24 protein-coding genes, 1 pseudogene and 1 riboswitch are annotated in these 25339 nt (G+C 70.7%); of the genes and pseudogenes, 14 read left to right on the top strand and 11 right to left on the bottom strand.

The window, feature by feature from the left end:
• Positions 1 to 1041, bottom strand: a complete 1041-nt coding sequence (locus V8J36_RS12420; protein ID WP_336467615.1) for an aldo/keto reductase — start codon at positions 1039 to 1041, stop codon at positions 1 to 3.
• A gap of 184 nt (positions 1042 to 1225) precedes the next feature.
• Positions 1226 to 1708 (bottom strand): cupin domain-containing protein, encoded by a 483-nt coding sequence (locus V8J36_RS12415; protein ID WP_336467614.1) that lies wholly within the window; start codon positions 1706 to 1708, stop codon positions 1226 to 1228.
• A gap of 106 nt (positions 1709 to 1814) precedes the next feature.
• On the opposite strand from V8J36_RS12415, the gene V8J36_RS12410 reads away from it, so the two are divergent.
• The 4 genes from V8J36_RS12410 (at position 1815) to metG (ending at position 6770) form a co-directional block, all read left to right on the top strand.
• On the top strand, positions 1815 to 2729 hold the full coding sequence (locus V8J36_RS12410) for a LysR family transcriptional regulator (protein ID WP_336467613.1): 915 nt from the start codon (positions 1815 to 1817) through the stop codon (positions 2727 to 2729).
• Between the two features lie 192 nt (positions 2730 to 2921).
• Positions 2922 to 4142: an MFS transporter gene (locus V8J36_RS12405; RefSeq protein WP_336467612.1), complete on the top strand. Its 1221-nt coding sequence runs from the start codon at positions 2922 to 2924 to the stop codon at positions 4140 to 4142.
• Positions 4143 to 4419: 277 nt separating this feature from the next.
• Positions 4420 to 4947: a VPLPA-CTERM sorting domain-containing protein gene (locus tag V8J36_RS12400; protein ID WP_336467611.1), complete on the top strand. Its 528-nt coding sequence runs from the start codon at positions 4420 to 4422 to the stop codon at positions 4945 to 4947.
• Between the two features lie 104 nt (positions 4948 to 5051).
• Positions 5052 to 6770 carry a methionine--tRNA ligase gene (gene metG / locus V8J36_RS12395; protein ID WP_336467610.1) on the top strand — a complete coding sequence of 573 codons (1719 nt, stop codon included), beginning with the start codon at positions 5052 to 5054 and terminating at the stop codon, positions 6768 to 6770.
• 60 nt (positions 6771 to 6830) lie between these two features.
• Here metG and V8J36_RS12390 read toward each other — a convergent pair whose 3' ends face one another.
• From V8J36_RS12390 to V8J36_RS12355, 8 genes are all read right to left on the bottom strand, one after another.
• Positions 6831 to 7475 carry an exopolysaccharide biosynthesis protein gene (locus V8J36_RS12390; RefSeq protein WP_336467609.1) on the bottom strand — a complete coding sequence of 215 codons (645 nt, stop codon included), beginning with the start codon at positions 7473 to 7475 and terminating at the stop codon, positions 6831 to 6833.
• A 148-nt stretch (positions 7476 to 7623) separates the two neighbouring features.
• The gene (locus V8J36_RS12385; RefSeq protein ID WP_336467608.1) at positions 7624 to 7830 is read right to left on the bottom strand and encodes a cold-shock protein; all 207 of its coding nucleotides are present in this window, start codon (positions 7828 to 7830) and stop codon (positions 7624 to 7626) included.
• Between the two features lie 156 nt (positions 7831 to 7986).
• A complete protein-coding gene (gene ugpC / locus V8J36_RS12380; protein ID WP_336467607.1) occupies positions 7987 to 9012 on the bottom strand; it encodes a sn-glycerol-3-phosphate ABC transporter ATP-binding protein UgpC in 1026 nt (341 codons plus the stop codon).
• A gap of 3 nt (positions 9013 to 9015) precedes the next feature.
• Positions 9016 to 9852, bottom strand: coding sequence for a sn-glycerol-3-phosphate ABC transporter permease UgpE (gene ugpE / locus V8J36_RS12375; RefSeq protein WP_336467939.1), 837 nt, complete (start codon positions 9850 to 9852; stop codon positions 9016 to 9018).
• 23 nt (positions 9853 to 9875) lie between these two features.
• Positions 9876 to 10757 (bottom strand): sn-glycerol-3-phosphate ABC transporter permease UgpA, encoded by an 882-nt coding sequence (gene ugpA, locus V8J36_RS12370; RefSeq protein ID WP_336467606.1) that lies wholly within the window; start codon positions 10755 to 10757, stop codon positions 9876 to 9878.
• Positions 10758 to 10840: 83 nt separating this feature from the next.
• On the bottom strand, positions 10841 to 12160 hold the full coding sequence (ugpB, locus tag V8J36_RS12365) for a sn-glycerol-3-phosphate ABC transporter substrate-binding protein UgpB (RefSeq protein WP_442902490.1): 1320 nt from the start codon (positions 12158 to 12160) through the stop codon (positions 10841 to 10843).
• A gap of 724 nt (positions 12161 to 12884) precedes the next feature.
• Entirely contained in the window at positions 12885 to 14015 is a 1131-nt protein-coding gene (locus V8J36_RS12360; protein ID WP_336467605.1) for a zinc-dependent alcohol dehydrogenase family protein, read from the bottom strand.
• Between the two features lie 397 nt (positions 14016 to 14412).
• Positions 14413 to 16410, bottom strand: coding sequence for an oxidoreductase (locus V8J36_RS12355; protein ID WP_336467604.1), 1998 nt, complete (start codon positions 16408 to 16410; stop codon positions 14413 to 14415).
• A gap of 182 nt (positions 16411 to 16592) precedes the next feature.
• A riboswitch (TPP riboswitch) is annotated at positions 16593 to 16703 on the top strand.
• A 71-nt stretch (positions 16704 to 16774) separates the two neighbouring features.
• On the opposite strand from V8J36_RS12355, the gene thiD reads away from it, so the two are divergent.
• The 10 genes and pseudogenes from thiD to V8J36_RS12305 all read left to right on the top strand — a co-directional run bounded on the left by thiD (position 16775) and on the right by V8J36_RS12305 (position 24402).
• Positions 16775 to 17656: a bifunctional hydroxymethylpyrimidine kinase/phosphomethylpyrimidine kinase gene (gene thiD / locus V8J36_RS12350; protein ID WP_336467603.1), complete on the top strand. Its 882-nt coding sequence runs from the start codon at positions 16775 to 16777 to the stop codon at positions 17654 to 17656.
• Positions 17653 to 18615 carry an FAD-dependent oxidoreductase gene (locus tag V8J36_RS12345; RefSeq protein ID WP_336467602.1) on the top strand — a complete coding sequence of 321 codons (963 nt, stop codon included), beginning with the start codon at positions 17653 to 17655 and terminating at the stop codon, positions 18613 to 18615. The genes thiD and V8J36_RS12345 overlap by 4 nt, the downstream gene beginning before the upstream one ends.
• Positions 18612 to 18809 carry a sulfur carrier protein ThiS gene (gene thiS / locus V8J36_RS12340; protein ID WP_336467601.1) on the top strand — a complete coding sequence of 66 codons (198 nt, stop codon included), beginning with the start codon at positions 18612 to 18614 and terminating at the stop codon, positions 18807 to 18809. The genes V8J36_RS12345 and thiS overlap by 4 nt, the downstream gene beginning before the upstream one ends.
• A 1-nt stretch (position 18810) precedes the next feature.
• Positions 18811 to 19593, top strand: coding sequence for a thiazole synthase (locus tag V8J36_RS12335; protein WP_336467600.1), 783 nt, complete (start codon positions 18811 to 18813; stop codon positions 19591 to 19593).
• A pseudogene (locus tag V8J36_RS12330) lies at positions 19590 to 20183 on the top strand (thiamine phosphate synthase); the annotation flags it as partial. The gene V8J36_RS12335 and the pseudogene V8J36_RS12330, both read left to right, overlap by 4 nt.
• 95 nt (positions 20184 to 20278) lie before the next feature.
• Complete coding sequence (locus tag V8J36_RS12325; RefSeq protein WP_336467599.1) at positions 20279 to 21259, top strand: HesA/MoeB/ThiF family protein; 981 nt, start codon at positions 20279 to 20281, stop codon at positions 21257 to 21259.
• Positions 21256 to 22203 carry an ABC transporter substrate-binding protein gene (locus tag V8J36_RS12320; RefSeq protein ID WP_336467598.1) on the top strand — a complete coding sequence of 316 codons (948 nt, stop codon included), beginning with the start codon at positions 21256 to 21258 and terminating at the stop codon, positions 22201 to 22203. Before V8J36_RS12325 ends, V8J36_RS12320 begins: the two co-directional genes overlap by 4 nt.
• Positions 22200 to 22877: a TenA family protein gene (locus V8J36_RS12315; protein ID WP_336467597.1), complete on the top strand. Its 678-nt coding sequence runs from the start codon at positions 22200 to 22202 to the stop codon at positions 22875 to 22877. The genes V8J36_RS12320 and V8J36_RS12315 overlap by 4 nt, the downstream gene beginning before the upstream one ends.
• The gene (locus tag V8J36_RS12310) at positions 22877 to 23638 is read left to right on the top strand and encodes an ABC transporter ATP-binding protein (protein ID WP_442902493.1); all 762 of its coding nucleotides are present in this window, start codon (positions 22877 to 22879) and stop codon (positions 23636 to 23638) included. The genes V8J36_RS12315 and V8J36_RS12310 overlap by 1 nt, the downstream gene beginning before the upstream one ends.
• Positions 23635 to 24402, top strand: coding sequence for an ABC transporter permease (locus V8J36_RS12305; RefSeq protein WP_336467595.1), 768 nt, complete (start codon positions 23635 to 23637; stop codon positions 24400 to 24402). Before V8J36_RS12310 ends, V8J36_RS12305 begins: the two co-directional genes overlap by 4 nt.
• On the opposite strand, the gene V8J36_RS12300 is transcribed toward V8J36_RS12305, so the two are convergent.
• Positions 24383 to 25321 (bottom strand): DMT family transporter, encoded by a 939-nt coding sequence (locus V8J36_RS12300; RefSeq protein WP_442902489.1) that lies wholly within the window; start codon positions 25319 to 25321, stop codon positions 24383 to 24385. The two genes, V8J36_RS12305 and V8J36_RS12300, sit on opposite strands and share 20 nt — an antisense overlap.
• Positions 25322 to 25339: the final 18 nt, after the last annotated feature.

Below are 25339 nucleotides of genomic sequence, written 5' to 3'. Positions count from 1 at the left end.
TCAGAATGGCAGCGGATGGCTGCGGTGGATACGGTCGATGGCGGTCAGAAGTTCCGGCGCCAGCACCAGATCCGCGGCGCCCAGCACGCAGTCGAGCTGCTCCATGCTGGTCGCGCCGATGATCGGCACGATCGGGAACGGCCGCGACAGCGTCCAGGCGATGGCCATCTGCGCGGGGTCGAGCCCGTTGACCCGCGCAAGATCGACATAGGCATCCGCCGCCGCGAAGGCGCGCGGGCCGATGCGCCCGCCCAGATCCGGGGTGCGCGACCGGCGCGAGCCCGCGGGCGTCGCGTCGCCCCGGTATTTGCCGGTCAGCAGCCCCGTCGCCAGCGGCGAATAGGCCAGCAGCGTGATCTTCTCGTTCACCCCCAGCTCGGCCAGGTCGGTGTCGTAGTAGCGGCACATCAGCGAATATTCGTTCTGCACCGCGATCGGCTTCGGGCCATAGCTTTCGCCGCCCAGCCGCAACCATTCCGACATGCCCCAGGCGCTCTCGTTCGAGGTGCCCCAGTTCAGCACCTTGCCCTCGGCCTTCAGGTCGGCCAGAGCGCCAAGGCAGTCTTCCATGTTGGCCAGCGTCGCCGCGCGGTCCTGCTTGCTGGCGTCGAAGCTCCACATCTGGCGGAAGTGGTAGCTGCCGCGGTTCGGCCAGTGGAACTGGTAGAGATCGACGCGGTCGGTCTTCAGCCGCTTCAGCGAGGCGTCGAGCGCCTTGCGGATCGACACCGGGGTGATCGGCTCGCCGCCCCGCGCCTTGCCGCCCTTGCCGCCGATCTTGGTGGCCAGCACCACCTCGTCGCGCCGCCCGGTCTTCGCGAACCAAGTGCCGATGATCTCTTCCGTGCCGCCGATCGTCTCTTCGGACACCGGGTTCGTCGGATACATCTCGGCCGTGTCCCAGAAGTCGACCCCGCGGTCGAGCGCGTGGGACATCTGTTCGTGACCTTCGGCTTCGGTGTTCTGGGTGCCCCAGGTCATGGTGCCAAGGCAGATGGCCGAGACCATCGGCCCGTCGGGTCCGAGCTTCACGCGCTTCATGGGGAGAGCCTTCCTGTCGTTCCAAGACCGCTGGCCGGGAGAGGCCGGCGGCGGGCACGATAGCCAAGCGCGCGGCGGGCTCAAGCCCCCCGCGCGCCAAGGGCCGCCCGGACCCGCTCAACCCTGCGTCACCCGGTCGGGGCCCCTGAAAAGACCCCGAACAGACCCCGGTTCACGCCCCTGTTCAGGCCCCGACCGCCTCCGGCGGCTGCAGGGCGGCCGACAGCGCCGGGACGAAGCGCAGGTGGAACCGGGCGGCCAGCGCGTCGATCTCGAAGGGGCCCTGCGGCTCTTCGGCCTCGATCGCGCCGAAGAAGCCCTCGAACCCGCCGGGGGTGACCAGGGTCATGATCTCGCCCGGCGTGTCGCCCACGTTCTGGAACCGGTGGACGGCCCCGCGCGGCACCACGATCAGCCCGCCCGCCTCCAGATCGACGCGGGCGCCGTTGCACCAGAAGGCGAAGCGGCCCGAGAGCACGCGGAAGAACTCGTCCTCGCGGTCGTGGACATGGTCGGGCGGCCCGGCACCGGGGGGCACCTCGGCCTCGAAGACGCCAAGGCGCCCCCCGGTGTCTTCCGCGGAAATGCGGATCCTGTGCGGCCCGAAGCCGTAGGCCATCGCCCCGGCGCCGGCCACGGAAAATACGGCCTGTTCAAAAGACTTCATCTGTAGCTCCATCAATATTATCGTGCTCAAGTGCGGGTTGTATAAATCTGCGCAGCTTGCCGATAAAGCGGGGCGACCCGGCATCACTGTCTTGATGAGCTGGCTAATGAAGACCGTCGATCCCCTGCATGGCATCGCCGCCTTCCTGGCCGTGGCGCGGCTGGAAAGCTTCACCGCCGCGGCCGAGGACCTGGGCCTGTCGCGCGCCACGGTCAGCGCGCAGGTGGCCGATCTGGAACGGCGCCTGGGCCTGAGGCTGTTCCACCGCTCGACCCGCCTCGTGCGGCTGACCCCGGCGGGCGAGGCCTACAGGTCGGAGCTTTCGGACATCGAAACCCGCGTCGCCACCGCCGAACGCGCCGCGCGCGCCCAGCATGCCGCGCCCGAGGGCCGGCTGCGGCTGACCGCGCCCCCCGATTTCGCGCATCGCTTCCTCGTGCCCTGGGCGACGGAATTCCTGGCCGCCAACCCCGGCGTGCAGCTGGAAATCGACGTCTCGACCGAGGCGCGGCGGCTGATCGAGGGCGGCTATGACCTTGCGGTGCGCGGGTTGATCGAGGTCGCGCCGGACCTGATCACCCGCGAGATCGGACGCTCGCGCTTCTACACCTGCGCAGCACCCGGCTATCTTGCTCGCGCGGGCGTGCCCGCGCTGCCGATGGACCTTGCAGGCCACGACCTGCTGCATTTCGCCCCCCTGCGCCGCGGCCGGATCTGGACGATGACCCGCGGCACCGAGACGGTCGAGGTGCCGGTCACGCCGCGGCTCGCGCTGGGCGATGGCACCGGGCTGATGCGGGCGGCGCTGATGGGCGGCGGCATCGCCCAGCTGCCCGCCTTCGTCGTCGGCGACGAGATCCGCGCCGGCCGGCTGGTCGAGGTGCTGCCCGACTGGAGCGCGGGCGTCGTGCCGCTGCACGCGGTCTATCCCGACAACCGGCTGATCGCGGCGCGGGTGCGCGCCTTCGTGGCCTATCTCGCGCGCCGCGCCGCGGCCGAGCCGGACCTCAGCCGTCACTGACCGCTCAAACCCCGAGCCACGAAGCCCGCGCCCGGCCCCGCGCCCGCCGACAGCCAGCGCGATGACCCGCGCTGCGCCGGACCGCCCCGGCGGCCGGACCTTGCGTTCCGCCACGGCAGGCGGCGGGAAAGTGCCGGGCCGCGCCGCAATCGGCCGGGACATCGCCGGGGAATCGGCTAGGGTGCCCGGGCCATGCGCCTGCTGATCTCTTTCGCCGCCCTCTTCCTGTCGGTCCTGCTCACCCAGCTGGGGGCCGGCGGCGTCGCCCCCCTCGACGCGGTCTCGGGCCTCGCGCTCGGCTTCACCACGGCGCAGGTCGGCCTGCTCGGCTCGGCGCATTTCCTGGGCTTCTTCGTCGGCTGCTGGTGGGCGCCGCGGCTGATGGGCTCGGTCGGCCATTCCCGCGCCTTCGCCGCCTTCACCGCCACCGGCACCATCGGCATCGCCGCCCACATGATGCTGGTCGATCCCATCGCCTGGGCGCTGATGCGCACCCTGACCGGCCTGGCCGTCGCCGGCTGCTACACGATCATCGAGGCCTGGCTGCAGGCCTCGGTCACCAACGAGACCCGCGGCCGCGCCATGGCCACCTACCGCATCGTCGATGTCGGCGCCTCGCTGGCCGCGCAGCTGATGATCGGCGTGCTCGAGCCCTCGTCCTACGCGTCCTACAACCTGCTCGCGATCCTGGCCTGTGCGGCGCTTCTGCCGCTGACGCTGACCTCGGCCAAGCAGCCGGCCACGCCGAAGGCGCCGCGGCTGCGCCCGATGCTGGCCTGGCGGATGTCGCCCCTGGGCGCGGTGATGGTCGTGGTCTCGGGCGTGACCGGCGCGGCCTTCCGCTTCGTGGGCCCGGTCTATGGCGCGGCGGTGGGCCTCAGGCTCGACCAGATCGGGGTGTTCCTTGCCGCCTATGTCGCTGGCGGCTGGGTCGCGCAGATGCCGGTGGGCTGGCTGGCCGACCGCTACGACCGCCGGCTGGTGCTGATCGGGCTCTCGGCCGGGACGCTCGTCACCTCGGCGATGGTGGTGGGCGCCGCGCAGCTGGGCGGCCTGCCGATCTTCGTCGCCGCCGCCGCCTTCGGCTTCACCACCCTCACCCTCTATTCCGTGGCCTCGGCCCATGCCAACGACTTCGCCGAAACGCACGAGCGGGTCGAGCTGTCGGCGGCGCTGATGTTCCTCTACGCGGTCGGCGCCATCGCCTCGCCGCTGGGCGCCTCGTGGCTGATCGGGCTGCTGGGCCCCTCGTCGATGTTCGGGGCCATCGCGCTGGTGCATGTCGCCACCATCGTCTTCGGCCTTGCCCGGATGCGCGCCCGGCCGGCGCCCGAGCCCGGCGCCCGCACCGCCTATGCTTGGGTGCCGCGCACCTCGTTCGTCATCGGCCGGCTGCTCGGGCGCAACCGCTGACCCGCGTCTAGCCCGCCCCCCGCACACATCAACTCACGTTCCGCGCAGGGCGGGCCCCGCCGGCCCGGTCGGCGCAGCATCGCCTGTTTGCCCCCGCGGCATCGGTGGAGCGCCACCGATGCCGCCACGGTCGCTGCCCCGGGTCATTTCCCCCGCGCGCCCGGCCCCTACAAGGGGGGCTGCGGGTGCCGCCTGCCGTGCCGAGACCAGTGACCTGTTCAGCTGTGCCGCGGAGGGCGCCCGTGGACGACACTCCCTCACCTGAAAGGAACAGGACGTGAAAACTCTTGCCCTCGCCGCCGTCTCGGCGGTCGCCCTCTCCTCCGCCGCCGGCGCCGCAACCCTCGCGGTGGACGAGGCGAACTATGACGGCGCCCTGCTGACCCCGAACAGCAGCTACTCGACCACCTGGACCTCGAACGGCACCAGCTGGGACATCCAGGGCTTCTCGTTCACGCTGAACGGGCTCAGCGGCGGCAACGACCTGCCGCTGGTCACCCTCAGCTTCGACGACGGATCGGGCGCGAAGACCTACAGCGACTGGGACATCAAGACCTCGGGCAGCCGCGCGACCGGCACGATGTTCCTTGACGGCTTCGTCACGGACGCCGACTTCACCATCGGCTTCGACTATGGCGACGGCGCGAAGAACGTCTTCGCGAACTACGTCTTCGACGCGACCGTCGCCACCGACGGCGGCACCGACCCGGGCCCGGCCCCGGTGCCGCTGCCGGCCGCGGGCGTGCTGCTGCTGGCCGGTGTCGGCGGTCTTGCCGGCGTGAAGCGCCTGCGCCGCAAGGGCTGACGCCCCGGAAGGCGCCGCGCCCGCGCGTGGCGCCTTCACCGCTGCTGGCCTCCGGCCCCGGGCTGGGCTAAAGGAAGCGCGACACCAACGCGCAAGGCATCTTCATGGCACGGATCCTCATCACCTCGGCCCTGCCCTACATCAACGGCATCAAGCACCTGGGCAATCTCGTGGGCAGCCAGCTGCCCGCCGACCTGACCGCCCGCTACATGCGTGCCCGCGGCCACGAGGTGATGTTCATCTGCGCCACCGACGAACACGGCACCCCGGCGGAACTCGCCGCCGCCAAGACCGGCGAGGCCGTGGCCGACTACTGCGCGCGGATGCATGACGTGCAGGCGGAACTGGCCCGCGGCTTCCGGCTGAGCTTCGATCATTACGGCCGCTCGTCGAGCGCGCAGAACCACCGGCTGACCCAGCATTTCGCGGGCAAGCTGGCCGAGAACGGCTTCATCGAGGAAGTGTCGGAAAAGCAGGTCTATTCGATCGCCGACGGCCGCTTCCTGCCCGACCGCTACATCGAGGGCACCTGCCCGAACTGCGGCTACGACCGCGCGCGCGGCGACCAGTGCGAGAACTGCACCAAGCAACTCGACCCGACCGACCTGATCAATCCGCGCTCCGCCATCTCGGGCTCGACCGAGCTCGAGGTGCGCGAGACCAAGCACCTGTACCTGAAGCAGAAAGCCCTGAAAGGCGACATCGACGGCTGGATCGACGGACAGAAGGACTGGCCGATCCTGACCACCTCGATCGCCAAGAAGTGGCTGCATGACGGCGACGGCCTGCAGGACCGCGGCATCACCCGCGACCTGAACTGGGGCATCCCGGTCAAGAAGGGCGATCAGGACTGGCCGGGGATGGAGGGCAAGGTCTTCTACGTCTGGTTCGACGCCCCGATCGAATACATCGCCGCGACCGCGGAATGGGCCGCCAAGCAGGGTCTGGGCGACGAGGCTTGGGAGCGCTGGTGGCGCACCGACAAGGGCGCCGAGGACGTGCGCTACCTGCAGTTCATGGGCAAGGACAACGTGCCCTTCCACACGCTGTCGTTCCCGGCGACGATCATGGGCTCGCGCGAGCCGTGGAAGCTGGTCGACTACATCAAGTCGTTCAACTACCTGAACTATGACGGCGGCCAGTTCTCGACCAGCCAAGGCCGCGGCGTGTTCATGGATCAGGCGCTGTCGATCCTGCCGGCCGACTACTGGCGCTGGTGGCTGCTGTCGCACGCCCCCGAAAGCTCGGACAGCGAATTCACCTGGGAGAACTTCCAGGCCTCGGTCAACAAGGACCTGGCGGACGTGCTGGGCAACTTCGTCAGCCGGATCACCAAGTTCTGCCGGTCCAAGTTCGGCGAGGCCCTGCCCGAGGGTGGTGAATTCGGCGAGCGCGAGGCGCAGCTGGTGGCCGAGCTGGAAACCCGCATCCGCGCCTACGAGGGCTTCATGGAGGCGATGGAGGTCCGCAAGGCGGCCTCCGAACTGCGCGCGATCTGGGTGGCCGGCAACGAGTACTTGCAGTCCGCCGCCCCCTGGACGGTGATCAAGACCGAGCCCGAGCGCGCGGCGGCGATGGTGCGGCTGTCGCTGAACCTCGTGCGGCTCTACGCGGTGCTGTCCGAGCCCTTCATCCCCGACGCCGCCGCCACCATGCTGGCCGCGATGAAGACCGAGGACCGCAGCTGGCCGACCGACGTGTCCGCCGCGCTGTCGGTGCTGCCGGTCGGTCACGCCTTCGAGACGCCGGAGGTTCTGTTCGGCAAGATCGCGGACGAGAGCCGCGAGGAATGGGCCGCGCAATTCGCCGGCGTCCGCACCTGAGATCAGGCGCTTGCGGGGCGACCTTCACGCAAAGCGTGAGGCGCCCCCCCCAAGGCCCTGTCAGCCGCCAAGATATTGGGTGACGCCGGTCCCGGCCTTCCAGGCCAGCCAGATCAGCACGCCGAAGTAGACCATCGTGATCACGTTGAACGCGTAGCCGGCGATCACCATCGCGCCGTCGCGCTGCATCATGCCCAGCGACAGCAGCAGCACCGCGATCCCGGGCAGCGTGTTCGAGAAGGGCACGAAGCCGAAGGGCGCCATCAGCAGCACCCCTGCCAGGATCAGCATCAGCCCGTTGAACCGCGCCACCGCGCCGGGCGTCGTCAGGCCTGTCAGCCGCGGCCTGACGAAGCGTTCGATCCGGACTACGATGCCCGCCCCGCGTTCCAGCGCCGCACGCAGCTTCTCGGCCGGAAGCTCGCGGTCCAGCACGCGGCGCGGCAGCCAGGGCATGCGGTTCAGCGTGATCGCCACCGCGATCAGCACGATCGCCAGCCCGAACACGGTCGAGACGCCGGGGATCGACACCGGCAGCAGGAAGGGCAGCGAGGCCAGCCCCGAGATCATCAGAAGCCCCTGCTCGCCGATCAGGTCCATCAGCCGGCGCAGGGTGATCTTGTCGCCGTCGATGCGGCCGATGGTGTCGGTCAGCGCGGCAGCGAAGCCCTGCCGGGTGTCGGAAAAGGTGGAGCTGTCGGTCATCGGGGATCCGGGGAGAGGTGCACGGCAGCATCCGGCGCGATGGCGGGACGCACGAGGGCAGAACGTCGGATCCGGGGTCTGGATCCCGGGGAGGACGGGAAAAGGAAAAGGCGCCCCTGCGCGAGGGGCGCCTTCCCCGGAATATCGCTCAGGCGAGCGCGAGGTTGATCGCGGATTCGCGACCGTCACGGCCCGGCTGGATGTCGAAGGTGACCTTCTGGCCGTCCTTCAGCTCGGTCAGGCCCGCGCGCTGCAGCGCGGTGATGTGCACGAACACGTCCTTAGCGCCGCCATCGGGGGCGATGAAGCCGTAGCCCTTGGTTGCGTTGAACCATTTGACGCTGCCGCTGGCCATGCGTCTCTCTCCTCTGTTTCGCCGCCCGCAGGATTGCGACGGCCCGGCACGACGTGTTCGAAGCCAGTGGAAACAGGATCGACAGGCACGTAGCGGCCCTAGATATGACCCGCGAACCCCTTTCTGGCAAGTGTTTGCTGCGCGGAAACGCCGCGTTCAGGCGATCCTTTGCCCCTCTGCGGTGTAGCCCGCCAATGCCCCCGGTTTCACCGAAAGCCCCAGCTCGGAGCCGGGCGCGAGACTGGCCTCCGGCATGCCCGGACGGCGCCATGTAAGGGGCGTGCCGCAGGGCAGCGCGAGATGCACCAGCGTCTCGGCGCCCAGCGCCTCGGTGAAGCGCACGGTGCCTGTCACCTGCGCCCCGCCGGGGGCCGCAAGGGCCATCGCCTCAGGGCGGATGCCGACCTCGGCGGTGCCGGCGGGCAGCGTGCCGGGGTCGCGCACCGAAGCGACCGGCAGGAAATTCATCGGCGGCGCGCCGATGAATTCGCCCACGAAGCGGGTCGCCGGACGCTCGTAGATCTCGAGCGGGGTGCCGATCTGCTCGGCCCGGCCGCCGTTCATCACGATCACCCGGTCGGCCAGCGTCATCGCCTCGACCTGATCATGGGTGACATAGAGCGAGGTCACGCCAAGGTCGCGCTGCAAGGTCTTGATTTCCAGCCGCATCTGTACGCGCAGCTTGGCGTCGAGGTTCGACAGCGGCTCGTCGAACAGGAAGGCCGCGGGCTTGCGCACGATCGCGCGCCCCATCGCCACCCGCTGCCGCTGCCCGCCGGACAGCGCCCTGGGCTTGCGGTCGAGATAGGGGCCGATCTGCAGAAGCTTCGCCGCCTGCGCGACCCGCGCCTCGATCTCTGCCTTCGGCAGTTTCGCGATCTTCAGGCCATAGGCCATGTTCTCGCGCACGGTCATGTGCGGGTAGAGCGCGTAGTTCTGGAAGACCATGGCGATGTCGCGCGCCATCGGTTCCAGATCGTTCACCCGTCTGCCGCCGATCGCGATCTCGCCCGAGGTCACGGTTTCCAGCCCCGCGACCATGCGCAAGAGCGTGGACTTGCCGCAGCCCGAGGGGCCGACGATCACGATGAACTCGCCTTCCGCGATGTCGAGCGAGACGCCGTGGATCACCTCGGTCGGCCCGAAGCTTTTCTTCACGTCTGCGAGGGAGATGGTGGCCATTGGTTATTTCTCGCTGTCGACGAGGCCGCGGATGAACAGCCTCTGCATTCCGATCACCACCGCGACGGGCGGCAGCATGGCAAGGATCGCCGTGGCCATGATCACCGGCCAGTCGGCGAGGTCGTCGCCCGAGGGGAACATCTGCTTGATGCCCATCACCACGGTGTTCATCCGCGGATCGGTGGTGATCAGCAGCGGCCAGAGATACTGGTTCCAGCCGTAGATGAAGAGGATGACGAAGAGCGCGGCGATGTTGGTGCGGCTCATCGGCAGCAGGATGTCCCGGAAGAAGCGCAGCGGCCCCGCCCCGTCGACCCGCGCGGCCTCTGCCAGCTCGTCCGGGACGGTCAGGAAGAACTGCCGGAACAGGAAGGTCGCGGTGGCCGAGGCCAGCAGCGGCAGGATCAGGCCGGTGTAGCTGTTCAGAAGGCCCAGCGAGGCCACGACCTCGAAGGTGGGCAGGATCCGCACCTCGACCGGCAGCATCAGCGTGAGGAAGATCGCCCAGAAGAACAGCTGCCGCCCGGGGAAGCGGAAGTAGACGATGGCGAAGGCCGAGGTCAGAGAGATCGCGATCTTGCCCAGTGCGATACCCAGCGCCATCACCGCCGAGTTCAGCAGCATCATCGCGACCGGCGCATTCGTGCCGCGGGTCAGGGCGCGGGTGTAGTTCTCGATCAGGTGGGGCCCGGGCAGCAGCGGCATCGGCGCACGGGCGATCTCGGCCTGCGTCACGGTCGAGGCGACGAAGGCCAGCCAGATCGGGAAGCAGATCACCGCGACGCCGGCGATCAGCAGGGCATGGGTGGCAAGGCGCGAGGCGCCGTGCGCCTCGACCATGCCCGAGGTGTCGGAAGCGGCCATCAATAATGCACCTTGCGTTCGATGAAACGGAACTGGACCACGGTCAGCAGCCCTACCAGCACCAGCAGGATCACCGATTGTGCTGCCGAGGCGCCTAGGTCCTGCCCCACGAAGCCGTCGGCGAAGACCTTGTAGACGAGGATCGTGGTCGATTGCTGCGGCCCGCCGGCGGTGATGGTGTGGATCACGCCGAAGGTTTCGAAGAAGGCGTAGATCAGGTTCACGACCATCAGGAAGAAGGTGACGGGCGACAGCAGCGGCAGCACGATGGTGCGGAACCGCGTCCAGAAGCCCGCGCCGTCGATCGCCGCCGCCTCGATCACCGAGGCGGGGATCGATTGCAGGCCGGCGAGGAAGAACAGGAAATTGTAGCTGATCCGGCTCCAGGCCGAGGCGAGCACGACCAGCGTCATCGCCTGCCCGCCGTCAAGGACGTGGTTCCAATGGATGCCGATCTGCCCGAGGTACCAGGACACGACGCCGACGCGGGTGTTGAACATGAACATCCACAGCACGCCGGCGATCGCCGGGGCGACGGCATAGGGCCAGATCAGCAGCGAGCGGTAGGTGCCCGCGCCCTTCAGCAGCCGGTCGGCCAGCACCGCGAGGAAGAGCGCCGCCCCCATCGACAGCGCGGTGACGGCGATCGAGAAGACGGCGGTCGTCAGGAACGCCGCGCGGTAGTAGCGGTCGGTGAGCAGATATTCGAAATTGCCCCAGCCCACGAAGCGGGCGGAAAGCCCGAAGGGATCGGGGACGAACATCGACTGCCAGACCGCCTGCGCGGCCGGCCAGAAGAAGAACACCGCCGTCACCGCGATCTGCGGCGCGAGCAGCGCCAGGGGCAGCCAGCGGCCCCGGAAGATCACCCGTTTTTCCATGCGTCCTGTTCCGTGCGTCCTGTTCCGGAATGGGATCGGGCCCCGCCGCTGCGGCGGGGCCCGTCGGTCGTGGCCTCAGGGGCTCAGCGGTTGGCCTGCTCGAAGCGGCGCAGCAGCTGGTTGCCACGCTCGACGGCGCTGTCGAGGGCGGCCTGCGCGGTCTTGTCGCCCGACCAGACGGCTTCCAATTCCTCGTCGATCACCGCGCGGACCTGATCGAAGCTGCCCAGGCGCACGCCCTTCGAGTTCGGGGTCGGCGCCTTGCCGGTCATCTGCTTGATCGCCACGTCGGTGCCGGGGTTCCTGTCGTAGAAGCCCTGTTCCTTCGACAGTTCGTAGGCCGCGGTGGTGATCGGCAGGTAGCCGGTGTCCTGGTGCCACTGCGCCTGGATCTCGGGCGAGGAGAGGAAGTTCAGGAACTGGCCGACGCCCTTGTAATGGTCGGCGTCCTTGCCCTGCATCACCCAGAGCGAGGCACCGCCGATGATGGTGTTGTAGGGCGCGCCCTCGGCGGTCGCGTCATAGGGCAGCGGGCGGATCTCGAAGCCGAACTGGGCCTCTTTCTTCACGCCCGCGTAGCCGGCCGAGCTTTCGGTATAAAGCGCGCACTGGCCCGAGCGGAACGAGGCGCCGGCTTCCGAGCGGCGGCCGCCATAGACGAACTTGCCGTCCTTCGCCCACTGGCCCAGCATCTCGATGTGCTTGACCTGCAGCGGCTGGTTGAAGGTCAGCTCGGTCCCCAGGCCCGCGAAGCCGTTCTCTTCGGTCGAGAAGGGCACGTTGTGATAGGCCGAGAAGCTTTCGAGCTGGATCCAGCTCTGCCACGAGGTGGTGAAGGCGCAGTCGACGCCGCCGGCCTTCAGCTGGTCGACCACGGTCGAGACCTTGTCCCAGGTGCTGAGGTCGACGGTCGGCTCGATCCCGGCCTTCTTCAGCAGGTCGAGGTTGACATACATCACCGGGGTCGAGCTGTTGTAGGGCAGCGACAGCATGTTGCCCTCGGTGTCCGAGTAGTAGCCGGTGACGGCCGAAAGGTAGTTGCCGGGCTCGAACGGCAGGCCTGCCTCTTCCATCACCTCGTAGACCGGCTTCACCGCGCCCTTGGCGGCCATCATCGTGGCGGTGCCGACCTCGAAGACCTGCAGGATGTCGGGCTGTTCGCCGGCGCGGAAGGCGGCGATGCCGGCATTCAGCGCCTCGGAATAGTTGCCCTTGGGGGTGGCGACGACGGTGTAGTCGGCCGAGCCCGCGTTGAAGGCGGCGACCTGGGCGTCGAGCAGCTCGGCCAGGCGGCCGGTGAAGGCGTGCCAGAACTGGATCTCGGTCTTGGCCGAGGCGGGACCGGCCAGCGACAGGCCGGCGGCGAGGGCGGTGGCCGACAGGGCCATGGCGCGAAGGGTCATCGGGTCTCTCCGGTTGCGGATGAGACGCGGGTAGGCAGGTTTCACGACAGCGGGGTGTGGGTCAGGCGACAGTTTGATGACCGGCTCTTACCGCTGCGGGCAGGCGCAGGCCGACGCCGCGCGGCGCCGGACCGCGCGAGGTGATCCGGCTGCGTCGCTGAAAGGGCACCGGCCGCCGATCGGACCAACGGCGACGCCGGGCATGACACCGGGTCGGGTCGTGGCCGCGGAGGGCGCGCCGGTCACGGTCAGCGTCAGTGTTGCATGTCGCCCTCTGCTGCCGCGCGGTGCGACGCGCTGTCTGGCAGCAGGCCGGACGACAGCGCCCGGGGCCGCGTCTTCCGCCTGTCCTGCGGCGCGACGGGCCGGACGGTCGCGGGATGGCCGGGGATGGTCGGCAGCTGCGGGCTTCGCGCAGGCGACCCGGATCGCGACTGCGGCCGGCCCCGCCGGGCCTCGAGCGCATCGGCCCTGCGCGTTGTCCCGCTCGCAGTGTCCCCCGCTGCCTGGTCGCGCAGTCCCGGCTGGGGCGCCGCCCCCCGGGCAGCGCGATGGCACCGCGCCTGTCGCGAGACCGCACGCCATCCGCCTGCGCCGTCGCCGGCACATTCCGTCGGATCGGCACGGGGTGCGATCACCCCGTGCCTGCAAGCAGGTTCCTTGGGTTTTCGCGCCCTGGACAGGCCCGGCGGCCTGCAGACCCGGGCCCGGAAAGCCCCGTGCCTCAGGCGTCGAAGATCACCAGCTGGCGCACGGCCTGACCGGCGGCGAGACGCTCGAACCCCTCGTTGATCTCGTCGAGCGTCAGGCGGTGGGTGACCAGCTTTTCGACCGGCAGCTGGCCGCGCATCATCATCTCGGCGAAGCGGGGGATGTCGCGCATCGGCACGCAGGACCCCATGTACGAGCCCTTCAGCGCCTTCTCGCCCACGGTCAGCGAGACGGCGGGGATCTTCAGCTCGGCCTGCGGATGCGGCAGGCCCGCGGTGACGGTGGTGCCGCCGCGGCGGGTGATGTCATAGGCGAAGGTCAGCGCCGGCACCGCGCCCGCAAGCTCGACCGCCAGATCGACGCCGCCGCCGGTCGCGCGGCGCAGATCCTCGGCCGCGCCGGGGGCGGTGGGATCGATGGCCTCGGTCGCGCCGAGGTCGAGCGCCAAAGCGCGCTTCTCGGGCGAGAGGTCGACGGCGATGACCCGGCGCGCGCCGCCGGCGACCGCGCCCAGCAGCGCCGCCAGCCCGACGCCGCCAAGCCCGATGATCGCGACGCTCTGGCCCGCGCGCAGGTTGCCGGTGTTCAGCACCGCCCCCACGCCGGTCAGCACCGCGCAGCCCAGCACCGCCGCGCGGTCGAGCGGGATCGCGGGGTCGATCTTCACGCAGGAGCCCTCGGCCACCACCACCCGGTCCGAGAAGGCCGAAACGCCGATGTGGTGGTCGACGCGGTGCCCCTCGTGGCTGATGTGATGGGTGCCGGTGATCAGGCTGCCCTGCCCCGCCGCCACCGCCGCCGGCTCGCAAAGCGCCGGACGCCCCTCGGCGCAGGGCAGGCAATGGCCGCAGGAGGGCGCGAAGATCAGCACGACATGGTCGCCCGGCGCGAAGCGGGTGACATGGGGGCCCACGGCCTCGACCACGCCCGCGGCCTCGTGGCCCAGCGCCAGCGGCAGCGCGCGCGGGCGGTTGCCGTCGATCACCGAAAGGTCGGAATGGCACAGGCCCGCGGCGGCGATGCGCACCGACAGTTCGCCCGGCCCGGGGGGTGAAAGCTCGGCCTCGACGATCTTCAGCGGTCGGGAGCGGTCGTAGGGCCGCGGCAGCGCCGTCTCGGCCAGCATCGCGATGCGGGTCTTCACCTGGATCCTCCGCGGGCGGCCTCCTCCGGCGCCCGTTCCGCGGGAAGCTTACCGGCCCGGGCGGCAGGGCCAAACGTGACGTCGCGTTCGCCACGGCACCTTCAGCGCGACACGGGGCCGTGCGCGCCGGGGGACCGGCCCGCAGCGACCGTGCGGCGGGGCACCGCGCGCGCCATGGCCGCGCCTGCCCGGCCCGGCGTCCCTATTTCGCGGCGACCCGGCCCGGCGCCATGTCCCGGACGGTCGCACCTGCACCGGCCTCGCCAAGCGCGAGATCGCGTTCGACCCGGCATCTTCGACACGACGCGGGACCGTGCGTCCTTGGGGAAGCGCTCCGCAGCGGCCGGGCAGCGGGGCACCGCGCGCGGCGTGACCGCGCCTGCCTTGCCCGGCGTCCCTATTCTGCGGCGGCCCGGCCCGGCGCCGCCAGATCCCAGACGGTCGCCGCGGCATCGGCGACGGCTTCCGTCACCCCGCGCGGCAGCTTCGCGTCGCCGATCCGCGTCACCGGCAGGCCGGCGGCGGTCAGCGCCGCCTCGGCCGAGGTCTCGGACAGGGTGCGGTCGAGATGCACGATCAGGTCCACCGCCTCGATCGCCGCGCGCGGCTCGTCGAAGACGCCGCGCAGGATCAGCCGGCGCGGCTCGAGCGCCACCGGCTCGGCCCGGTCGGTAACCGCGATCCCGGCCCGGGCGAGGCTGCGCAGAAGCGCGTAAGCGGTTGTGATCCCCTCGCCTTCGCCGGGGTGCAGGCTCGAGGTGACATAGCTCACGCGCCCCCAGCCCGCGGCGGCCAGACGCTCGGCCGTCAGCATCCCGGCAAGGCGGCCGAAACGGTCGAGCACGACGGCATGGCCCTCTGCCCGCGGCGGATCGACGGCCGCGTCCCAGGGGCCACATTGCGAAGGGCCATCGCCCGGCACCGGCACGAAGACCGGGCGCGAGCCGGTGGCCAGCAGCACCTGCGCCGGGCGCAGCGCCGCCACCGCGACCGGGTCCGCGGGCTGGCCAAGGCGCAGCTCAATCCCCAGCCGGTCGATCTCGGCCCGCCACCAGCCGATCAGCTTCAGGAACTCGCGGCGCGAGGGCGTGTCGGCCCAGCGCGCCATCTGCCCGCCGATCGCCTCTGTCCGTTCGAAGATCACCGCGCGCCCGCCGGCCAGCGCCACCCGCCGCGCGGCCTCTAGCCCGGCGGGACCGGCGCCGATCACCGCGACGGTGCTGCCCTCGGGCAGGCGCGCGGCGGCGGCCTGAGCGGGCGCCCGGCCCAGCGCCGGGCTGGCCATGCAGGTCAGCGTCTCATGCGCCATCAGCGAGTTGATGCAGACATTGGCGCCGATGCAGGGGCGCACCTCGGCCTCGCGCCCCTCTTGCGACAAGGGCAGGATCCGCGGATCGGCGACATTGGCGCGCACCATGCCCACGAGATCGGCATCCCCCGCAGCAAGGATCTCTTCGGCCAGCGCGATCGAGGTGACGCGCCCCACCGTCGCCACCGGCAGGTCGGCATGGCCCGCGGCGGTCAGCGCGCGGCGCACGGCCGCGGCGGCGGTGCGGAAGATCGCGAAGGGCGCGGGGGTCGGCGGCCAGTGGTCGATGCGGGCCAGCTTGCGCAGGTTGTTGCCGCCGGTGACGCTGATGTAGTCGACAAGCCCCGACCCTGCGATCTCGACCGCGATCCGTCCGGCTTCCTCGGGGTCGATGCCGCCGGTCAGGAACTCGTCGCCGGGCATCCGGATGCCGAGGATCCGGTCCTCGCCCAGCGCCCCTCGCACCGCCGCAAGCACCTCGAGCGGATAGCGGCAGCGCGCCGCAAGCGCGCCGCCATAGCCGTCCTCGCGCCGGTTCATCGCCGGGCTGAGGAAGCTCGCCAGCAGCATGCCGTGTGCCAGCGAGACCTCGACCCCGTCGAGATCGCCCTCGCGGCAGCGCCGGGCCGAGGCGGCGAAGCGGCCGGTGATCCAGCCAAGCTCCTCGGCGCTGGCCGCGCGGCTCATCCGCTGTGTCAGCTCGGAGCGGTCCCACGAGGCCGAGACGATGTGATCGCCCGCGGTCTCCATCGCGCCGACATGGGCAAGCTGGGCCAGCATCAGCCCGCCCTCGCCCTGCACCGCCGCCGCCAGCCGCCGGTAGCCCGGGATGATGCCGTCGTCGACATTGACCAACGTCTTGCCGTCGGCCCAGACCTCGGAGGCGACGACCGGCGTCGCCCCGGTGATCTGCATCCCCAGCCCCGCCGCGGCGCGGGCGCGGTGATAGGCGATGTAGCGCTCGCCCGGCGCGCCGCCCTCGGCGAGCCCCGGCTGGTGCGCGGGCAAGTAGACGCGGGCGCGCAGCCTGCGCCCCCTCAGCGACAGCGGACGGGCGGCAAGCGGATAGCGCGGGCTGGCGGTCATGGCGGCCTCGGGATCGGATCGGGATGCCCCGATCAGACCCGCGCCGTCCTTCGCAGGCAAATGAATTCCGTCGCACTGTTCCATTCGGCTTGGCAAAAATACTCCGGGGGAGCCTCGCCCGCAGGCGCGGCGGGGGCAGAGCCCCCTTGCACACGTCCCCGTCCGCCGCTACGTCATGGGAACTTCATCCGTTGGGGTGCCCCGCCGTCACAGGCCGGGGCTGAGAGGCCGCAAGCCAACCCATCGAACCTGATCCGGTCAGCACCGGCGGAGGGAACGGATACGCGCCTTGGCCCCAAGCGGGCGGACCGGCGCGCACTCGCCCCCGATGCCGATGTTCCGACCGCCGCATGGAGGGCGGCAGATGGACCAAGGGGCACAAGACCGCGGCGCACAGGACCGCCAGGCGAAGGCTGGCACCGGATCCGGCGCGCGGGTCGCGCTGACCATCGCCGGTTCGGATTCGGGCGGCGGCGCCGGCATTCAGGCCGATCTCAAGACCTTCTCGGCGCTGGGCGTCTTTGGCGCCTCGGCGCTGACCGCCGTCACCGCGCAGAATACCGTCGGCGTGCAGGGGGTGGCGGCGATCGCGCCAGAGATGGTCGCCGCGCAGATCCGCTCGGTGCTGGAGGACATCCGCGTCGATGCGGTGAAGATCGGCATGCTGGCGACGCCCGAGGTGATCGCGGCGGTGGCGGGTGCGCTGAAGGACTACGCGGGCCCGGTGGTGCTCGATCCGGTGATGGTCGCGAAGTCCGGCGATGCGCTGTTGACCGAACCCGCGGTGGCGGCGCTGGTGTCCGGGCTGTTGCCCCGCGCCACGCTTTTGACCCCGAACCTGCCCGAGGCCGCGCGGCTGCTGGGAACCGCCCCCGCCGCGACCCGCGATGCGGCCGAGGCGCAGGGCCATGCGCTCCTAGCCCTTGGCGCGCGGGCGGTGCTGATGAAGGGCGGCCATGCCGAGGGCGCGGTCTGCACCGACCTGCTGGTGACGCCGGGGGGAACGCTGGCCTTCGAGGCGCCGCGCCTGCCCACCGGCAACACCCATGGCACCGGCTGCACGCTTTCTTCTGCCATCGCGGCGGGGCTGGCGCGCGGGCTGGCGCTGCCCGCGGCCGTGGCGCAGGCGCATGGCTGGCTGCACCGCGCCATCGCCGGGGCCGATGCGCTGAAGATCGGCGCGGGCCACGGGCCGGTGCATCATTTCCACGCGCTCTGGCCGACCCTGGAAGAGGTGAGCAGATGAAGGCGCATATCCTCGGCGGCGGGGTGATGGGGCTGTGCGCGGCGGTGGAACTGGCCGCGCGCGGGATCGAGGTCAGCCTCTTCGACCCGGAACCCGCCCCCGGCCCCCATGCCTGTTCCTGGTGGGCGGGCGGCATGCTTGCACCCTTCTGCGAGGGCGAGACCGCCGAGGAGCCGGTGGTGCGCCTTGGCCAGCAGGCCGCCGGCTGGTGGGCGGCGCAGGGCGTGGCGGTCGAGCACCGCGGCACGCTGGTGCTGGCGCTGGGCCGCGACCGGCGCGAGCTCGACCGGTTCGCGCGGCGCACCGAGGGGCACGAGTGGCGCGACGCCGCCGGCATCGCGGCGCTGGAGCCCGGCTTGGGCGACCGCTTCGACCGGGCGCTGTTCTTCCCGACCGAGGCGCATCTGACCCCGCGCGCGGCGCTGGCCCGCCTGCGCGAAAATTGCGACCGGCTGGGCGTGAGCTTCACCGACACCGCGCCGCAGGGGGCGCGGATCGTCGACTGCCGCGGCCTTGCCGCCCGCGACGCCCTGCCCGAGCTGCGCGGCGTGAAGGGCGAGGCGATCACGCTGCTGGCCCCGGGGATCGACTACGCCCGCCCGATCCGGCTGCTGCATCCGCGGATCCCGATCTATCTGGTCCCGCGCGGTGGCAATGTCTTCATGCTGGGCGCGACGATGATCGAAAGCGCCGAACGGGCCCGCGCCAGCGTGCGCTCGGTGATGGAGTTGCTGAGCAGCGCCTACGCGCTCGACCCCGCCTTCGGCGAGGCCGAGATCCTCGAGATCGGCGTCGATGCCCGCCCCTCGTACCCCGACAACATCCCGCACCTGACCGAGCGGGGCGGCGTGCTTTACCTCAACGGCCTGCACCGCCACGGCTACCTGATGGCCCCGGTGATCGCCGGGATGGCCGCCGATCTGCTGGCGGGTGCCAAGACACCGGAGCTGATGCTGTGAAAGTCTATCTGAACGGAGAGCCCTTGGAGGTCGCGGACGACACGCTCGCCGCGGCATTGGAGGCCGCGGGCTATGGCGGGGCCAAGGTCGCGACGGCGGTGAACGAGGACTTCGTGCCCGCCGCCGCCCGCGCCGCCACCCCGATCGAACCCGGCGACCGGATCGAGGTCGTCACCCCCCGGCAAGGAGGCTGAGATGAGCGATCCCGTCACCTTCTACGGCACCGAAGTATCGTCGCGCCTGATGCTCGGCACCTCGCAATACCCCTCGCCGGCGGTGCTGGCGGAGGCCTTCCGCCGCTCGGGCGCGGGCATCGCCACCGTCTCGGTCCGGCGCGAGGCCGGGGGATCGAGGGCCGGGGCGGATTTCTGGCGCCTGATCTCCGATCTGGGCGTGAAGGTTCTGCCCAACACCGCCGGCTGCCATTCCGCGCGCGAGGCGATCACCACCGCGCAGATGGCACGCGAGCTTTTCGACACCGACTGGATCAAGCTGGAGGTGATCGGCAATGCCGACACGCTGCAACCCGATCCCTTCGCGCTGCTGGACGCGGCGAAAAGCCTGACGGCCGAGGGCTTCAAGGTCTTTCCCTACATGACCGAGGACCTGATCCTGGCCGAGAAGCTGCTGGCCGCGGGCTGCGAGGTGCTGATGCCCTGGGGCGCGCCGATCGGCACGGGGCTGGGCCTGAACAACCGCTATGGCCTGCGGTCCCTGCGCGCCCATTTCCCCGAGGTGCCGCTGGTGATCGATGCGGGCCTCGGCCTGCCGTCGCAGGCCGCCGACGCGATGGAGCTGGGCTTCGACGCGGTTCTTCTGAACACCGCCGTCGCCAAGGCCGGCGACCCGGCGGCGATGGCCGAGGGCTTCGCGCTGGCGCTGAAGGCCGGGCGGCTTGGCTATCTTGCAGACCCGATGGAGCCGCGCGACATGGCCGCGCCCTCGACCCCCGTTCTTGGAAAGGCGTTCCTTTCATGACCCTCGACCGTTTCTACCCGATCTTCCCCGATGCCGACTGGATCGAGAGCATGGTGCCGCTGGGCATCAAGCTGGTGCAGATCCGCCTGAAGGACATGGACGAGGCCACGGTCCGCGCCGAGATCGAGCGCGCGCAGGCGGTCTGTTCCGACTATGGCTGCACGCTGGTGGTCAACGACTACTGGCAGATCGCGCTGGAGCTGGGGGCCGAGTGGATCCACCTCGGGCAAGAGGATCTGGACGAGGCCGATCTCGACATGATCCGCGAGGCGGGGGTGAAGCTGGGCGTTTCCACCCATGACGAGCTGGAGCTGGACCGCGCGCTGGCGCTGCACCCCGATTACATCGCGCTGGGGCCGGTCTGGCCGACGAAGCTGAAGAAGATGCGCTGGGAACAGCAGGGGCTGGAGCGCGTCAGCGAGTGGAAGCAGATCATCGGCGCGACGCCGCTGGTTGCCATCGGCGGGATCACCATCCCGCGCGCGGGTCAGGCCTTCGCCGCCGGCGCCGATGTCTGCTCGGTCGTGACCGACATCACGCTGGACGAGGACCCCGAGCAGAAGGTGCTCGACTGGCTCGCCGCCACCCGCGCCGAAGGAGAAGGCGAGGAAGAAGAGATCGCCGAGATCACCGGGCACGAGGACGAGAGCCCCGACATGGCCGACGACTGGCTGTCGGGCAAGCGATGAGCCGCTACGCCCGCCAGATCGCCGTCGAGGGTTTTGGAGTCGCGGGCCAGCAGGCGCTGCGCGGTGCGCATGCGCTGGTCGTGGGCGCGGGCGGGCTGGCGGCGCCGGTGCTGCAGTATCTTGTCGGTGCGGGTTTCGGACGGATACGCCTCGTCGATCCGGACGTGGTCGACCGCTCGAACCTGCACCGCCAGACGCTGTTCACCGAAAGCGACATCGGCCGTCCGAAGGTCGCGGCGGCGGCGGCGCGGATGGCGGCGCTGAACCCCGAGACGGCGATCGAGTCCCTCCGCGCCGCGCTAACGCCCGCCACTGCCGCAAGGCTGGCCGAGGGCGTGACGATGGTGCTCGATTGCGCGGACAGCTTCGCGGTCAGCTACATCCTGTCGGACCTCTGCCTTGCCGCAGGGCTGCCGTTCCTGTCGGCCTCGGTCGTGGGGCGTGACGGCTATGCGGGCGGGTTCTGCGCCGGGGCGCCGTCCCTGCGCGCGGTCTTCCCCGACCTGCCGCAGCGCATGGGCTCCTGCGCGGTCAATGGCGTGCTGGGGCCGGTCGTCGGCGTGATCGGCAGCCTGCAGGCGCAGATGGCGCTGGCCATCGCCACGGGTGACAGAACCCCGCTGGGAAGGATCGTGACTTTCGACGGCGCGGGCTTCCGCGCCGGCGGCTTCCGCTTCGACCGCGCGCCCGAGCCCGATCACGCGCCGCGCTTCATCGATGCCGGCGCGCTCGACGGCCGCGACTTCCTCGTCGACCTGCGCGCCGAAGACGAGGGGCCGCTGGCCCATCCCACCGCGCGCCGCCTGACGGTGGCCGATTTCGACGCCCCGCCGCTGCCCGCCCCGGGCCAGCGCGCGGTGCTGATCTGCCGGTCCGGCCTGCGCAGCTGGCAGGCGGCCGAGAAACTTTCCGCACAGTGGCCGGGCGAGATCGCGCTCGTGGCGCTGGGCGATCATTCTCAGGGAGAGACCCGATGAAGACCACGCTTCCCGCAGCCCTGATGGCGCTGATCGCCCTGCCGGTTTCGGCGCAGGAGCCCACGCATCTGAAGCTGATGCTCGACTGGTTCGTGAACCCCGACCACGCGCCGATCATCGTCGCGCAGGAGAAGGGCTTCTTCAAGGACGAGGGGCTCGAGGTCGAGGTGATCGCGCCGGCCGATCCCTCGGACCCGCCGAAGATGGTCGCCGCCGGACAGGCCGACATCGGTGTCTCTTACCAGCCGCAGCTGCACCTGCAGGTGGCCGAGGGGATGCCGCTGACCCGCGTCGGAACGCTGGTCGCGACGCCCTTGAACTGCCTTCTGGTGCAGAAGGACGGGCCGGTGAAGACCGTGGCCGACCTGAAGGGCAGGAAGATCGGCTTCTCGGTCGCGGGGGTCGAAGAGGCGTTGCTGACCGCGATGCTGAAGCCCGCCGGGCTGACGCTGGACGATGTCGAGCTGGTCAACGTCAACTGGTCGCTGTCGCCGGCGGTGATGTCGGGTCAGGTCGATGCGGTGATCGGCGCCTATCGCAACTTCGAGCTGACGCAGATGAAGATCGAGGGCGTCGAGGGCACCTGCATCTATCCCGAGGAGAACGGCGTTCCGACCTATGACGAGCTGATCTACATCGCCAATCCGAAGACGATGGACCGCGCGGCGGTGCAGAAGTTCCTGCACGCGACCGAGCGGGGTGCACAATGGATCGTCAACCACCCGACCGAGGGCTGGGAGATCTTCTCGGGCACCGCGCCCGAGCTGAACGACGAGCTGAACGCCCGCGCCTGGGACCTGACGCTGCCGCGCTTCTCGCAAAGCCCCGCCGCGCTCGACCAAGGCCGCTACGCGCATTTCGAGGCCTTCCTGAAGGACGCGGGCCTGATTCCCGAGGTGAAGCCGGTCTCTGACTTCGCCGTCGATCTCGGGGCAACCGAGTGAGCTACGGCACCACCTTCCCGGCGCTTCGGGCGGCGGCGGGCGGGCATTGGCCCGCCTACACCCGCCACGCCTTCGTGCGCAGCATGGGCACCGGAGAGCTGCCGAGCGCGGCCTTCCTGCACTACTTGCGGCAGGACTACCTGTTCCTGATCCACTTCTCGCGCGCCTGGGCGCTGGCGGTGACCAAGGCGCCCGACCTGCCGGCGATGCGCGCCTGCGCGGCGACGGTGCATGCGCTTCTGGACGAAGAGATGAAGCTGCATGTCGCGACCTGCGCCGCGGCGGGCATCCCCGAGGCCGAGCTGCTGGCCACGCCCGAGGCCGTCGAATGCGTGGCCTATACCCGCTTCGTGCTGGATTGCGGCCATGCGGGCGACTTCCTCGACCTGCTGGTGGCGCTGGCGCCCTGCGTGCTGGGCTATGGCGAGATCGGGACGGCCCTGCGGGACGAGGCGACCTCTGACGCCTATGCCGACTGGATCGCGACCTATGCGGGCGATGAGTATCAGGGCGTCTGCGAGGGCGTCGCGGTGCTGATCGACCGCACCGTGGCCGAACGCATCGGGCCCGCGCCCGAGGCCTCGCCGCGCTGGGCGTCGCTGGTCGAGACCTTCGCCACCGCGACCCGGCTCGAGGCCGCCTTCTGGGACATGGGCCTGCGGGGCTGCCCGTGATGCCGCCCGCGGCGCCTCTCGTGGCGCCTCTCGTGGCGCCTCCGGGGCTGGTCCTGCAGGGCGCCGCGCGCTTCGGCGCGCAACCGCTCTTCCCGCCGCTCGACTTCCGGGCGGATGCGGGGGAATGGACCTGCCTCCTGGGCCCCTCGGGCGTCGGCAAGTCGACGATCCTGCGGCTTTTCGCCGGGCTCGACACCGGCGCCGCGTTCGAGGGCCATGTCGGGGCCGATGACGGCGCGGCGCTGGCCGGCCGCGTGACCTTCATGGCGCAGGACGACCTGCTGCTCCCTTGGCTCGACGCATTGGGCAACGTCACGCTGGGCGCGCGCCTGCGCGGCGAGCGTCCGGACCGGGCCCGCGCTTCGGAAATCCTCGGGCGGGTGGGGCTTCAGGGCTTCGAGGCGCGGCTGCCCTCGGAACTGTCGGGCGGCCAGCGCCAGCGCCTCGCGCTCGCCCGCACGCTGATGGAGGACCGCCCGGTGGTGCTGCTGGACGAGCCGTTTTCGGCGCTGGATGCCGCGACCCGGGCGCGGATGCAGGGGCTGGCGGCCGAGCTGCTGGCGGGCCGCACCGTGCTGTTGGTGACCCATGACGCCGCCGAGGCCGCGCGGCTGGGCCAGCGGATCTGGCAATTGACCGAGGATGGCCTGACGGCGCTCGAAGCGCCCGCAACGCCCCTGCCCCGCGCCCCCGACGCGCCCGAGGTGCTGGAGGCGCAGGCGCGGCTTCTGCGCGCCCTGATGGCCGGAGAGCGCGCATGATCCGCGCCCTGCGCCTGCCGCTTGCCCTTTGCGCCGCGCTGGTCTTCTGGCAGGCGCTGGTCAGCGTGACCGGCCTGCCGCCTTTCATCCTGCCACCGCCCGAACGGGTGCTGACCACGCTGTGGTCCTCGCGCGCGCTGATCGCGGAACATGCGGGCATCACCCTGACCGAGATCCTCGCGGGGCTTTTGCTGGGCTCGCTCTTCGGCGCGGGCACCGCGGTCGCGATGGCGGCGCTGCCGCGGCTGGAAGCCGTGCTGCGCCCGGTGCTGGTCTTCAGCCAGACGATCCCGGTCTTCGCGCTGGCACCGCTGCTGACGCTGTGGCTGGGCTACGGGCTGTCGGCCAAGATCGTGATGGCGGTGCTGGTGATCTTCTTCCCCGTCGCCTCGGCCTTCCACGACGCGATCCTTGCCACCCCCCGCGGCTGGATCGAGCAGGGCCGGGTGATGGGTGCCACGCCCGCGCGGCTGCTGTGGCAGGTCCGGCTGCCCGCGGCGCTGCCGGGGCTGGCCTCTGGCCTGAGGCTCGCGGCGGTCTATGCGCCGATCGGGGCGGTGATCGGGGAATGGGTCGGCTCGTCGGGCGGGCTTGGCTACCTGATGCTGCTGGCGAACGGGCGGGCGAAGACCGACCTGATGTTCGCGGCGCTTCTGGTGCTGGCGGCGATGACGCTGGCGCTGCACTGGGCGATCGACCGGCTGGCGACGCGCGCGAGCCTCAGGATGCGCGGCGAGCGGCGGGCTACTGCTTCGCCGCGTTGACGGGGGGCGTCGCGCCGCGCTTCAGCCGCGCCTCGCGCCAGGTGATGTAGCTGATCGCGGCGATGATCATCACGCCGCCGAGGATCACGAAGGGATCGACCGGCTCGCCGAACATCAGCAGGCCAAGGAGCGAGGCCCAGATCAGCTGCAGGAAGGTCACCGGCTGGGTGACCGAGACCGGCGCCACCCGGAACGCTCGCGTCATCGAATAATGCGCAAGGGTCGCGAAGAGCGCGGTGGCGAAGAGTCCGAGGTATTGCGCCCCCGTCGGCGGCACCCAGACCGCGATCGCGAAGGGCGCGAGGAACAGCGCCACCGTCACCGACATCATCGCGACCACCACCCCCGCGGGGGCGAGGTCCGACAGCTTCTTCATCGTCAGGTAGCTGCCCGCGAAGCAGATCGCGGCGCCGAGCTGGGCGAAATGGCCGGGCGACAGCTCGCGCAGGCCTGGGCGCAGGATCACCAGCGCCCCCAGCATGGCGACGGCGATGGCGAGGATCCGGCGCAGCGCCAGCCTTTCGCCGAAGAGCAGCGCCGCACCAAGGGTGACGCCGATCGGGTTCAGGTAGCCGATGGCCTGCACCTCGGCCACCGGGATCCGGGCCATGGCGTAGAACCACAGCACCACGGCGACGGAATGGATCGCGCCGCGCAGCCCGAAGAGCCGCCAGGTGCGCGCCGGGAAGCGGCTGAGCGCCACGGTGCGCAGCGCCGGCAGCAGGAACACGAGGCCCAGCAGGAAGCGCAGGAAGGCGCTTTGCGCGGTGGGCAGGTCGGTGCCCAGGTGGCGCACGATCCCGTTCACCGCGATGAAGGCAAGGCTCGAGCCGAACATCCAGGCCACCCCCATCACGGGGTTCTGGGCGGGACGGGCGGCGGCGGCGGGGGACGGGTTCGGGGACGGGTTCGGGCGCATGGCCCTTCCTCGCCGCTT

The sequence above is a fragment of the Frigidibacter sp. MR17.14 genome (assembly GCF_037095735.1).
In the GTDB taxonomy this organism is placed as follows: domain Bacteria; phylum Pseudomonadota; class Alphaproteobacteria; order Rhodobacterales; family Rhodobacteraceae; genus Frigidibacter.
This window is presented reverse-complemented; position numbering and strand designations above follow the sequence as displayed.